This window comes from Citricoccus sp. I39-566 (assembly GCF_031432995.1).
Classification (GTDB): domain Bacteria; phylum Actinomycetota; class Actinomycetes; order Actinomycetales; family Micrococcaceae; genus Citricoccus; species Citricoccus nitrophenolicus_A.
In genome coordinates, this window is record NZ_CP133842.1 from 1,259,669 (window position 1) to 1,271,783 (window position 12,115).

The window sequence follows — 12,115 nt, forward strand, 5'->3', positions numbered from 1 at the left end:
GTAGCGTGGAGCCATGGATCTCGATACCCTGCTGAACGTCGCGCTGGTGCTGGTCTTCGTGCTCATCGGAGGCGTCTTCGCGGGCACGGAGATGGCGATCGTCAACCTGCGGCAGTCGCAGGTCCAGGCGATCGCGGACGGCGGTCCGCGCGGCGCCAAGACCGCGGCGCTGGTCCGGAACCCGAACCTCTTCCTCTCCGCCGTGCAGATCGGCGTCACCGTGGCCGGCTTCTTCTCCTCGGCCTACGGCGCCTCCACCATCGCCCCGGACCTCACCCCCGTCCTGGTGGGGTGGGGGATCGGCGAGCAGGCGGCCGGAACCCTGGCGCTGGTAGGCATGACCCTGGTGATCGCCTATCTCTCCCTGGTCTTCGGCGAGCTGGTGCCCAAGCGGCTCGCCATGCAGAACGCCGTGGGATTCACCAAGGTCCTCGCCCCGCCGCTGGGGGCCTTCGCCGTCCTGATGAGACCGGCCATCTGGTTGCTCTCGGCCTCCACGAACGGGGTGGTCCGCCTCCTCGGAGGGGATCCGAAGGCCCACCAGGAGGCGGTCTCGGCCGAGGAGATCCGCTCCATGGTCACCACCTCGGAGGCCCTGGAGGACACGGACCGGCACGTGCTGCAGTCCGTGTTCGATGCCGCCGACCGCACCGTGGTGGAGGTCATGCGTCCCCGCCCGGAGGTGAACTTCCTCGACGGTGAGACCACCGTGGCCGAGGCCCTGCACGAGCTGGCGTCCCTGCCGAACTCCCGCTATCCCGTGACGGGGGAGGACACGGATGACGTCCTGGGCTTCATCCACATCCGCGACCTGCTGCGCATCCCGGACCACTCCGTCACCCTGGCCGGCATCGCGCGGGAGATCACCGTGCTGCCCGGAACGGTGGACGTGCTGCAGGCCTTGGGCCGCATGCGGTCCAGCGGCAACCAGATCGCCCTGGTGATCGACGAGTACGGCGGGACCGACGGCATCGTGACCCTCGAGGACCTGCTGGAGGAACTCGTCGGGGACATCTACGACGAGTTCGACGACGGCCTCGCACCGGAGGACTCGGCCTTGCGGCAGGGACAGGACGCGGAGGTGGACGGCGGGCTGATCCTGCAGGAACTCGTCCAGCAGACGGGCGTCGAGCTCCCGGACGACGGCTCCTACGAGACCGTCGGCGGATTCGTCATGGCCCGCTTGGGCCGCGTCCCCGCGGCGGGGGACCGGATCGACACCGAGGGGGCCACCCTGGAGGTCCTGGGCATGGAGGGGCACCGGGTGGGCCGGGTCCGGGTCACCCGCACCCCGGACCCGGCCGCCGACCCGTCCTGATCACTTTCAGGGCAGAAATCACCAGTGATTTCTGCCCTGAAAGTGCAACGACCGGGCTCAGGCGGTCTGGCGGACCAGGCCCAGGACGGTGTCGCGGATGGTGGCCATGGTCTCGGGGTGGTGGGCCTCGCCGTTGTAGCGGAGGAAGGGTTCGGTATTGGAGGGGCGCAGGTTGAACCACCAGGTGCCGTCGGCGGCGCTCACGGTGGTGCCGTCCATGGTGTCCACGGTCACCTCCAGGCCGGCCAGCTGTTCGTTGTGCAGGCAGGGTTCGCAGGTCGTCGCGGTCCCGCCGTCGAGGCGGCCGGCCTCGATCCACCCGGAGGCGAAGACCTCCAGGACCCGGTCCACGGCGGCGGCCTTGTCCGCCACCTCGGAGTTGATCTCTCCGGAGGCCGTGTAGGGGTCGTACTCGGCGGTCAGCTCGGACAGCGGCCCATCCTGGGTGCCCAGGGCGGCCAGCACGTGCATAGCGGCGAGCATGCCGGTGTCGGCGTTGAAGAAGTCCCGGAAGTAGTAGTGCGCGGAGTGCTCCCCACCGAAGACCGCGCCTTCGGAGGCCATCACGGCCTTGATGAAGGAGTGGCCCACCCGGGTCTTCACGGCCCGGCCCCCGGCCGCGGCCACCAGCTCCGGCACGGCCCGGGAGGTGATGAGGTTGTGGATGATGACCGGTTCCGGTTCGGGGGCCTGCACGGCGCCGTTGACGGTGTCCCCGGCCTGGGCGCGGGCGATCTCGCGGCGGGCCACCAGCCCGGTCACGGCCGAGGGTGAGACCGGGGTGCCGGTCTCATCGATCACGAAGCAGCGGTCGGCGTCGCCGTCGAAGGCCAGCCCGATGTCCGCGGCGTGGGCCACCACGGCGGCCTGCAGGTCGGCCAGGTTCTCCGGCTCCAGGGGGTTGGCCGGGTGGTTGGGGAAGGTGCCGTCCAGCTCGAAGTACAGCGGGACGATGTGAAGGGGCAGTCCGGCCAGGACGGTGTCGCCCAGTACGGCCGGGGTGGTCATCCCGGCCATCCCGTTGCCGGCATCCACCACGACCTTCAGCGGCCGGATCCCGGACAGGTCCACCAGGGAACGCAGGTAGGCGGCATAGCCGGCCAGCAGGTCCAGCTCGGTCACCGAGCCCACGGCCTCCACGGAGGGCACCGTCCCGGCGTCCAGGTAGTGCTGGGCCACGTCCCGGATCTGGAACAGCCCGGTGTCTGAGGAGACCGGCACCGCCCCGGCCTGGGCCATCTTCATGCCGTTGTAGCCGGCCGGGTTGTGGGAGGCGGTGAACACCACCCCGGCGGCCTGTTCCACCCCGCAGGCGTAGTAGAGCAGGTCCGTGGAGACCAGGCCCAGCATCACCACGTCCGCCCCCCGGGCGGTCGCGCCTTCCGCGAAGGCCCGGGCGAAGGCCGGAGAGGACGGGCGCATGTCCCCGCCCACCAGCACCCGGGATCCGGCCAGGCCCAGCACGTCCACGAACCCGGCACCCACCGCCCGCACGGACTCCTCGGTGATGGACTCCCCGACAATGCCACGCACGTCATAGGCCTTGAAGGACTGACTGAGATCAACTGGAGTGGTCACGGTCCACCATCCTAGGACAGCCCTCCGTCGGCCCGGCGCGTGGCCCGCACCCGTCCGACACGCGGGACCGAAGCCACGGCGAGACGGATAGAGTCTGGGCCGTGAGCACGGGATCCGGAAGGGAATGGGCGGGGCACGTGCCCGGCACCCCCGGGTACCGCCGCCTGCTGCTGGGACTGTTCCTGGCCGGCGTCGCGACCTTCGCCCAGCTGTACTCACCCCAGGGACTGCTCCCGCTGATCAGCGGCGATCTCGGGATCCCCGCCTCGGACGCCGCGCTGATGATCTCCCTGGCCACCCTGGGGCTGGCCCTCGGCGTGATCCCGTGGTCCTATGCCGGTGACCGCCTGGGGCGCAAGCGCGCCATGGGATGGGCCATCCTGGCCGCCTGCCTGTTCTCCCTGGCGGCGGCGGTGGTGCCCGGCCTCGGCACCGTGCTGGTCTTCCGCCTCCTCGAGGGATTCGCGCTGGGCGGGGTGCCGGCCCTCGCGCTCGCCTACCTCAACGAGGAGGTCAACGCCGTCTCCGCGGCGCTGGCGGCCGGCACCTACATCTCCGGCACCACGATCGGCGGGCTCACCGGCCGCCTGTTGGCCGCACCCGTGGGGGAGTTCCTCGGCTGGCGGGCCGGCATCCTGACCGTCACCGTGGTCTCCGCGGCCTGCGCCGTGGCCTTCCTGCTGCTGGCCCCGGCGGCCCGCGGGTTCACCCCGCACCGGACCACCCTGCGCGGGGCCGTCCGGGCACTGGCGGGCAACCTCCGCTCGGTGCCGCTGCTGCTCACCTACGCCCAGGGGTTCCTGCTCATGGGCGGCTTCGTGGCGATGTACAACTTCCTCGGCTTCCATCTGTCTGAGGAGCCCTTCCACCTGCCGCTCTCCGTGGTGTCCCTGGTGTTCGTGGCCTACCTGGCCGGCACCTGGACCTCGCCTCTGGCCGGCCGGCTGGCCGGGCGCTTCGGGCGCAAGCCGGTGCTGCTGGCCTCCACCGCCACCATGACCGCGGGGGTGCTGCTGACCCTGGTCCCGTCCCTCTGGGTGCTGCTGCCCGCCGTGGTCGTCTTCACGGGGGGCTTCTTCGCGGCGCACGCCGTGGCCTCCGGCTGGGCGGGCGCCGCCGCCGTGGCCGGCCGCGCCCAGTCCGCCTCGCTCTACAACTTCGGTTACTACGCGGGGTCCAGCCTGTTCGGCTGGCTTGGCGGCGTGTTCCTGGCCGGGGCCGGCTGGCCGGGGACCGTGCTCATGACAGCCGTCCTGTGCCTGCTGGCCCTGGGCCTGGCCTGGCTCATCCGCAGCCCACAGGAGGCCTGACGAGGCGCGCATCGTGAGGCACGCCACAGTCAGGCTCACGGAACTCTCATAGGTCCTAACCGACCAAGTCAGGGCTTGTTTTCAGGGGCAAAACCGGCCAGATGAGAGCGCTCTCATTCCGGGCTCATGGACCACTCATGGGCCATTGGTTCCATGGTTCCTGAGGCCGGCGGAACACCCCGAACGGTCACCGAAGCACAGGGAGAGGCCCGCCATGACCATCGAGATCACGAACCGGACCAGCGCCATGACGATCATCGACACCGCCGACGCCACCTACCAGCGCGCCGAGCTGCCCATCCGCATCCAGGCCGCCTACACCACTCGATTCGTGGGCGCGGCCCTGGAGGCCGACCGCTCCGCCTTCCACCTGGCCACCGGCCCCACCGTCACCCCGCGGGCCGGGGACGTGGTGGTGGCCCGCGTGACCGAGATCCTCAACCACAAGCGCGTCGAGACCCCGGAGTCCCGCAAGGCCATCCTCTTCCCGGGCCACCTGGTGATGCTGGCCTACGGCCACCGCTACGCCGCCGACCAATTCCTGGCCCACGTCCCGGACTCCCTGGAACCCTGCCACCTGGTGGCCGCGGGCGGTGTGGCCGGCATGGTCACCGAGCAGCACGCCGACATGGACGAGCCCACCCGGATCGAACCGCTCGGCCTGCTGGCGGACTCCTCCGGGATCGTGAACCTCTCCCGCTTCGCGCCCTACTCCCTGAACCCGGTCCCGGCGATCGGCGCCGCCGAGCAGGAGCTGGCCGCCGCCCTGCCGGGACGGCCGACCGTGATCGCCGTGCTGGGCACGTCCATGAACTCGGGCAAGTCCACCGCCATGGCCACCCTGGTCAACGGCCTCACCAACGCCGGCCTGACGGTCTCCGCCGGCAAGTCCACCGGCACCGGGGCCGGCAACGACCCGATGATCTACGTGGACGGCGGCGCCGCCAAGGTCCTGGACTTCACGGACTTCGGCTACCCCACCACCTTCAGGCTGGACTTCGAGCAGGTCCGCTCCCTGACCGTGAACCTCGTGGACGCGATGGCGGACACGGACACGGACGTGGTGGTCCTGGAGATCGCGGACGGCGTCTACCAGGGCGAGACCGCCCGGCTGCTGCGCGATCCGCTCTTCCAGTCCGTGGTGGACCGCGTGGTCTTCGCCGCCGGCGACGCCTTGGGCGCGGTGGCCGGGGTCCGCGAGCTGCAGGAGGCCGGGCTGGACGTGGCCGCGGTCTCCGGCGTGCTGACGTCCTCCCCGCTGGCCACCGCCGAGGCGAACCAGGTCCTGGCCTGCGCCGGGGTCCCGGTCATCGACACCTACGAGCTGACGGACGCCGGCGTCTCCACCGCCCTGCTGCCCGAGCTCTGAAAGACTGAATCTGAGGCACCCTCATGGCCATCCATCCCACCCTGGAGGACATCCTGAACCCGGATCGCCCCACAGCACAGCGGCACGACGACGGCCGGGCCGGCTCCCAGCACCGGTTCCGGCTGTCGGCGGACGCCTCGGAACAGGCCGACGCCCTGGAGCCCGACGCTATGGAGCCCGAGGCCCTGGGCGTCACCACGGACGTGGATGACGAGGGCACCGCCGAGGCCACCGGCGCGGGGGAGCGGATGCCGACCGTCTGGGCCGGCCGGCGCCGCTACCTGCTGGTGATCCTGTTCTTGCTCGGGATCTTCCAGGCCGTCATGGCCCTGGTCATGGCCTTCGCGGTGGACTCCCTGCTGGGGATGCCGGCTCAGGTCAACGCGGCGCTGAACGCCGGGACCGCCCCGGACGGCTCCGCCCTGGACCCGGCGGCCGTGGCAGAGGCGGGCACCTACATCCCCTGGTTGCAGCTGTCCATCCTGGCGCTCGCCGTGTTCTCCATCTTCGGGGCCCGCTGGGGGGAGCGTGTGGTGGGCGAGGACCTCGGCCAGGACTACGTCTACGAGTTGCGCCGGAAGCTGATCGGCACCACGCTGGCCGGCCCCGGCAACGCCTCCCTCGGCGTGACCATCACCCGCGCGTCCAATGACCTGACGGCCGTGCGCAACTGGGTCTCCCAGGGGATCGTCCCGCTGATGACCTCGCTGCCGCTGATCGTCGTGGTGCTCGGGGTGCTGGCGATCTCCAACTGGCAGGTGGGCCTCGCGGTGGGGATCCCGATCGTGCTGCTGGGACTGGCCGTGCCGCCCCTTGCCAAGGCGACCTTCGTGCGCGCGAGGTACCTGCGCCGCCGTCGTGGTCGGATGTCCGCCCGCATCGCGGACACCGTCCGCGCCGGGGAGTCCATCCAGGCGGCCGGCGGAATCAACCGTGAGCTCAACGCCCTGGACCGGGACTCGGGGAAGGTGGTCAGCGCCGCCGTGTCCCGCGCCCGCATCACCGGGCTCGTCCGCGCCTCCGCCATCACGGCGGCCTCGCTGGCCACCGCGGCCGTGGTGGTACTCGGCACCCTCGGGCTGATCGACACCGCGGGCGTGGCCTCGGCCATGACCCTGGTGGGCGTCATGTCCACCCCGCTGGGGGACCTGGGCCGCGTGGTGGAGTACCGGCAGAACTACAAGGCGGCCCGCCGCATCCAGGCGCCCCTGCTGGCCCAGGCCGAGGTGCTCCGGCAGGCCGAGAGGGACCGTGAGGCGAACTGGAAGGACGTGGAGCGGGACCGCTCCAGCACCGGCCGCAACGGCCTGAGGGTCCGCCGGATGGTGGTGCAGGGCCAGCGCGTGCCCATGCTCCAGGCCGGCGAGGGGGACGTGATCCACCTCCAGTCCCATGACCCGGGCCGCATCCAGCCGGTCCTGCTGAACCTGCTGGCCGGGCAGAACACCGGCGCCGGGACCGGGGCCCCGGCGCCCGAGCTGGACATGGTGGTGGACGGCTACGACTACACCCGCGCCCCGGGCCGTCAGCGGCGCAAGCTGCTCGGCCACGCCTCCGTCCGCGTGCCGCTGGAACGGGGCACCGTGGCCCGTGCCATCACGTACCGCAACCCGAAGGCCACGGACGAGCAGACCCTCGAGGCCTTCGGCCGGGTGGGGCTCGAGGGCGTGTTGCAGGACCTCCCGAAGGGCGGGCAGACCCGGATCAAGAACGGTGGCCAGCCGCTGACCGGGTCCCAGGTGGCCCGGCTCAAGCTGGGCCGTGCCCTGCTGGAGAACCCGCCGCTGCTGGTCCTGGACGGGATCGACACCGACCTGGACGAGGAGGGGATCCGCCTGCTGCGGGCCGAGCTGCAGGACTACCCGGGCGTGGTGCTGTTCACCTCCCAGAACCCGTCACGGGTGGCGCCGGGTCACCGGGTCTGGACCGTCGACGCGCCCTGAGGTTCTCGCCCTAGACTGGCATCATGGAATACCTCATTCCGCTGTTGCTGGTGGTGCTGGTGGCCGTGCTGGTCGGTGGTGTCGCGTGGCTGCTCGCGCGCCGATCGTCCGCCGGCCGGGGCCACGGTGCCGCCGGTGCCGCAGACGCCTCCGGGCGTGCGGGGAGACCGCGCCGCGGCTCCCTGGCGGACCGCGTCAGCGCGGACAGCGCCCGGGCCGCCTCGACGCGGCTGGACCAGGAGGCCCACCGCGAGGTCTACCGCCTGATCGCGGCGGGTCGCACCGCCGAGGCGATCACCGCCTACCGCCGCTCCACCGGCGCCGGCACCTTCGAGGCCATGATGGACATCCAGGCGCTCGCCACCTATCCGCAGGTCTGGGCCAAGCCCGCCTCCGGGACGCTCTCGGCGGACGGCGCCGGCCATCCCGCAGACTCCCAGGGCACGACGCCGGCCGACTCGCCCGCCGCGAACGGCTCCGGTGCGCCAGGGGCCGGGGATCCGGCTCTCGCCGAGGATGCGAGGCCCCCTGCCTCCCCTGGGGACCGGGGCGACCGGGGCGACCGGGTGCCGCCGGCGGACATCGCCGATGCCACGGATCTCGTGGTGCCCGAGGACTGGCTGGGCGACCGGCTGCCGGCCGACCGTCCCTTCGAGCTCGAGGTGGTGCGGGACGAGACCACGGTCCGCGTCTCCTCGGACGACCTGCCGCCGTTCCTGCGGGACCAGCTGACCGCGCTGGTCCGGGACGGCCGGGTGGAGGATGCCGCCCTGGAGCTCTCGGCCCATACGGTGCTCACCGCCGAGGAGGCCCTGCAGTTCCTGCACATCCTGCAGCGCGAGCAGGGCCAGGACGACTGAGGTCCGGCTAATCACCCTGAACGCCAGCGGCGCCCGACCCCTGAGGGTCGGGCGCCGCTGGCGTTCAGGGCGTGTCAGGCGGGGTCAGCCGCGTCGGCCGCCCCGGCCGGCGGCGTCGCCACCGTCGACCTCGATGTCCTCGTGCTGCACGGTCCCGCTGACCCGCTCGGTGTCCCGGACGGTGTTCTTATCCACGGTCACCTTCTCCGCGGTCGCGGTCTTGTCCACCACGGGGACCTCCTCGTGGGTGGTCACCACCACGTCCTCGTCACCGCCGCCGCGCTGGGCCTCGGGTGAGGACGGGTCGATCTTCTCGCGCTCGACGACGACTTCCTCGCGGGTCACCGGCACCTCGACGGTCTCGGTGTCCGCGTAGGTGTGCTTGCGCAACCGGACCTGGCCCGCTTCGCGGCGCTCGGTGCCCACGTTGAGGTGCTCGTCCCGCGCCACGACGGTCTCCCGGTCATGCCCGGCCACGCCGCCGGCATTGGTGTCCCGATCCAGGTCGGCGGCCGTGCGGCCGGCGTCGCCGCGCTGGGTGCCGAGGCCTCCCACTCCGGTGGCCGCGGTGCCGCTGGCGGCCGCGAGACCGGCGTCGCGCTCGGCGTTGCGGTCGGCACCGGGTGCCGCATCCCGCGTCAGGTCGCCGCCGGCGCCCTGGTAGTCCATGGAGTAGTACTCGTAGAGGCGCCGCTCCTCCTCGGGGGTGAGCGAGCCGTCGGCGTCGATGTTCGGCGCGTCCTTGACGAAGGCCTTGTCGAAGGGGACCTGGAGTCCGTCCTGCGTCCGCGTGGCCTCGGAGACGGGGATGAACGTCTCCTTCATGCCGAACAGCCCGGTCTTCACCGTCACGAAGGTGGGCTGGTTGCTCTGATCGTCGAGGTAGACCTGGCCGATCGTGCCGATCTTGTCCCCGTCGTTGCCGACGACGGTCGCGTTCTGAAGCTGATCGATGGAATTGAAGTCCTGCATGTTGTGCGCTCCTTCATCGTTGGTGCCCGGCGGACGGTTGGTCCAACCGGATGTCACCTCTCTGACCCTAGGGATCTTGTGCCGCGATAGACAGCCGGCCCAGGCGGTAACCGTGCTCTCTGAGGGCATTGGCAGGGAGCACACAGCTGACGCCAAGCTGCGGCGGATCCGGTGACGGGCTGTCTGACGGGCCCCGCACGGCAGAAGACCCCGGACCGTTCCCGGTCCGGGGTCTTCTGGGTACTGCGGAGACGGGGGGATTTGAACCCCCGGTCCAGCTTTCACCGGACCCTTCATTAGCAGTGAAGTCCATTCGGCCGCTCTGGCACGTCTCCACTGTCGCCATCGGTGAGATGGTAACCCTGACATGCTAGCCGCCGCAGGCCCTCGAGTTCAAAGCGAGGCCTCAGTGGTACCTACCGGTCGTCTCCCACGGCCTTCCACAGGAACTCCAGCGAGCGGGCGTGCATGGCGGCGGCCTGCCGGTTGTCCGAGGCGCCGGCGTGGCCGCCGTCGAGATCCTCGTGGAACCACACGTTCGGCACGCCCAGCTGCTGCATGCGGGCGGCCATCTTGCGGGCCTGCACCGGCCCCACGCGGTCATCGGAGGTGGCCGTCCACATGAGGAGGTCCGGGTATCCGGTCCCCGGCCCGCCGCCGTCGCGTCCGTCCGCAGCGCCCTCCACGGGGCGGTCCAGCAGCAGGTGATAGGGCGAGAACGTGCGGATGTACTCCCACTCGGCCGGCACGTCCGGGTCGCCGTACTCGGCGATCCAGCTGTGCCCGGCAGACAGCACGGTGTACCGGCGCATGTCCAGCAGGGGCACCCCGCAGCTCAGGGCCCCGAACAGCCCGGGGTACAGGGTGGCCATGGCGCCCATCAGCAACCCGCCGTTGGACCGGCCGGCGGCCGCGAGGTGCGCGCGGTCGGTCACGCCCCGGCGGATCAGGTCCCGGGCGATCGCGGCGAAGTCCTCGTAGGCGCGGTGCCGGTTCTGCTTCAGGGCGGCGCGGTGCCAGTCCGGGCCGTACTCGCCGCCGCCGCGGATGTTGGCGATCACGTGGATGCCCTGCCGGCCCGCGGCGTTGCGCCGGGTCAGCCAGCCGCGCCCGTAGACCCCCGAGTAGCCCGGCAGCTTCGAGGCGAGGAAGCCGCCGTAGCCGTCCATCAGCACCGGGTTCGCGCCGTCCGCCTCGAGGTCCGCGGGGCCGATCTGGAAGTACGGGACCCGGGTGCCGTCGTCGGACACCGCGAAGTGCTGGCGCACCACCAGCCCGGTGGCGTCGAAGCGCTCCGGTCCGGTCCGCACGGTGACCAGGCCGGGCTCGACGCCGGCCGGCCGGCTCCCGGTCCCGGCGTCACCGAGGTGCGCGGGCAGGGTGGCGCGCCACAGCGTGGGCGGGGTCAGCGCGCCCGTGGCGGTGATCCACAGGTCGTCGCCGCAGTCCGGGTCCTCGTCATCCACGGCGCCGACGCCGACTGTCAGGAACGGGTCGGCGGGGTTCGGGTTCCGCAGCAGGATGCGCCGGGTGGCGTCCAGGGCGGGCGGCCTCACCGGCGTGGATGGGGCCCCGGGCTCCGGCGCCGCGAGGGCGGCCTGTGGCAGCACGTAGAGGGCCGAGGCCACGTCCTGCAGGACGGTCAGCACCAGGTGTGAGGCGGTCCAGGTCCACGCAGACAGGGTGGCCGCTGCCGTGGGCAGGAAGGCGGGACGGGGCTCCTCAGAGCCGTCCAGGAAGCCGTCCACCGTGCAGACCAGCAGCGACCCGGCCGGGTGCACCGCTCCCGGCAGCTCCCACTCGGACTTCAGGAAGACGGTCAGCCACTGCCGGTGCACGTCCACCTCGGCGTCCAGCGGCACCTCCAGCTGCCGCCAGCCGGGGCGCTCACCCGGCGCGTCCGAGCCGCTCGTTGCGGCGGGGTCGCGGAGCCACGTGGTGGAGTCGAAGAAGTCGATCGCGTCGACCGCCACGGTGCGCTCCCACCCCGGGGTGGAGTCGTGGACGCCGAAGGCCGCCACGTGCCCCGGGTCCACCGCGAACACGGTCTCGGCGGCCTCCAGGGAAACGCCCCGGTCCAGCACCCGCAGCGTGCGCGCGTAGGAGGACCGGGTGGCGTCGCCGGTCTCTGGCTCCGGGTCTGTCACCGTGCCGACCAGCAGGCGGTCGCGGCTGATCCAGGAGACCTGGGTCTTGGCCACCGGCAGCTCGAAGCCGTCGGGGGCGGGTACGAAGGACCGCGTGGTCAGGTCGAACTCGCGCACAGCCACGGCGTCGCCGCCGTCGGGGGAGAGGCGCAGCAGGGCGCGGTCCCAGTCCGGCCGCAGCAGCCGTGCGCCGGAGAACACCCACTCCGTGCCCTCCGCCGCGGCGAGGGCGTCCACGTCCAGCAGGACCTCCCACTCCGGCTCCCCGGCCAGGTAGGGCTCCCACCGGGTGCGCCGCCACAGCCCGCGCGGGTGCTCGCCGTCCCGCCAGAAGTTGTAGTACCACTCGCCGCGCTTGCTCACGTGGGGGATGCGGTCCGGGGCGTCCAGGATGGCGGTCAGGTCCCGGTGCAGCGCTGAGAACCGGTCCGAGCCGAGCAGCGACTCCGTGCGGTCGTTCTGCTCCCGCACCCAGTCCAGGGGGCCCTGGCCGTGGATGTCCTCGAGCCAGAGGAGGTCGTCGGTGGGCTGGAGGTCGGTGCTCGGCTGCATCCTCCTATGCAACCACAGGGCGTCACGGTGACCGTAGGCTGGGACCGAGACCAGCCCACCAGACCA

Annotated in this window: 8 protein-coding genes and 1 tRNA gene; 5 read left to right on the forward strand and 4 right to left on the reverse strand. The window is 71.8% G+C overall.

Annotated elements, in window-relative coordinates:
* Positions 1 to 13 precede the first annotated feature (13 nt).
* The gene (locus RE421_RS05915; protein WP_309815831.1) at positions 14 to 1,318 is read left to right on the forward strand and encodes a hemolysin family protein; all 1,305 of its coding nucleotides are present in this window, start codon (positions 14 to 16) and stop codon (positions 1,316 to 1,318) included.
* A gap of 57 nt (positions 1,319 to 1,375) precedes the next feature.
* Here RE421_RS05915 and manB read toward each other — a convergent pair whose 3' ends face one another.
* Positions 1,376 to 2,896 carry a phosphomannomutase/phosphoglucomutase gene (manB, locus tag RE421_RS05920; RefSeq protein WP_309815841.1) on the reverse strand — a complete coding sequence of 507 codons (1,521 nt, stop codon included), beginning with the start codon at positions 2,894 to 2,896 and terminating at the stop codon, positions 1,376 to 1,378.
* A gap of 101 nt (positions 2,897 to 2,997) precedes the next feature.
* Between manB and RE421_RS05925 the strand changes: the two genes are divergently transcribed.
* The 4 genes from RE421_RS05925 (at position 2,998) to RE421_RS05940 (ending at position 8,378) form a co-directional block, all read left to right on the forward strand.
* Entirely contained in the window at positions 2,998 to 4,206 is a 1,209-nt protein-coding gene (locus RE421_RS05925) for an MFS transporter (protein ID WP_309815843.1), read from the forward strand.
* Positions 4,207 to 4,420: 214 nt separating this feature from the next.
* Positions 4,421 to 5,575, forward strand: a complete 1,155-nt coding sequence (locus RE421_RS05930) for a DUF1611 domain-containing protein (protein ID WP_309815846.1) — start codon at positions 4,421 to 4,423, stop codon at positions 5,573 to 5,575.
* 23 nt (positions 5,576 to 5,598) lie between these two features.
* Positions 5,599 to 7,518, forward strand: coding sequence for an ABC transporter ATP-binding protein (locus RE421_RS05935; RefSeq protein ID WP_309815849.1), 1,920 nt, complete (start codon positions 5,599 to 5,601; stop codon positions 7,516 to 7,518).
* A gap of 23 nt (positions 7,519 to 7,541) precedes the next feature.
* Positions 7,542 to 8,378: a hypothetical protein gene (locus tag RE421_RS05940; protein ID WP_309815851.1), complete on the forward strand. Its 837-nt coding sequence runs from the start codon at positions 7,542 to 7,544 to the stop codon at positions 8,376 to 8,378.
* 84 nt (positions 8,379 to 8,462) lie between these two features.
* Here RE421_RS05940 and RE421_RS05945 read toward each other — a convergent pair whose 3' ends face one another.
* The 3 genes from RE421_RS05945 to RE421_RS05955 form a co-directional block, all read right to left on the reverse strand.
* Positions 8,463 to 9,350: a PRC and DUF2382 domain-containing protein gene (locus RE421_RS05945; RefSeq protein WP_309815854.1), complete on the reverse strand. Its 888-nt coding sequence runs from the start codon at positions 9,348 to 9,350 to the stop codon at positions 8,463 to 8,465.
* A 246-nt stretch (positions 9,351 to 9,596) separates the two neighbouring features.
* A tRNA-Ser gene (locus RE421_RS05950) sits at positions 9,597 to 9,685 on the reverse strand.
* An 81-nt stretch (positions 9,686 to 9,766) separates the two neighbouring features.
* Positions 9,767 to 12,049 (reverse strand): prolyl oligopeptidase family serine peptidase, encoded by a 2,283-nt coding sequence (locus tag RE421_RS05955; RefSeq protein ID WP_309815857.1) that lies wholly within the window; start codon positions 12,047 to 12,049, stop codon positions 9,767 to 9,769.
* Positions 12,050 to 12,115 lie beyond the last annotated feature (66 nt).

Bases quoted from the DNA above. Each gene is read 5' to 3' on its own strand.
- RE421_RS05915 (WP_309815831.1), top strand. From the start codon at position 14: ATGGATCTCGATACCCTGCTGAACGTCGCGCTGGTGCTGGTCTTCGTG.
- RE421_RS05930 (WP_309815846.1), top strand. From the start codon at position 4,421: ATGACCATCGAGATCACGAACCGGACCAGCGCCATGACGATCATCGAC.
- RE421_RS05935 (WP_309815849.1), top strand. From the start codon at position 5,599: ATGGCCATCCATCCCACCCTGGAGGACATCCTGAACCCGGATCGCCCC.
- RE421_RS05940 (WP_309815851.1), top strand. From the start codon at position 7,542: ATGGAATACCTCATTCCGCTGTTGCTGGTGGTGCTGGTGGCCGTGCTG.
- RE421_RS05945 (WP_309815854.1), bottom strand. From the start codon at position 9,350: ATGCAGGACTTCAATTCCATCGATCAGCTTCAGAACGCGACCGTCGTC.
- RE421_RS05955 (WP_309815857.1), bottom strand. From the start codon at position 12,049: ATGCAGCCGAGCACCGACCTCCAGCCCACCGACGACCTCCTCTGGCTC.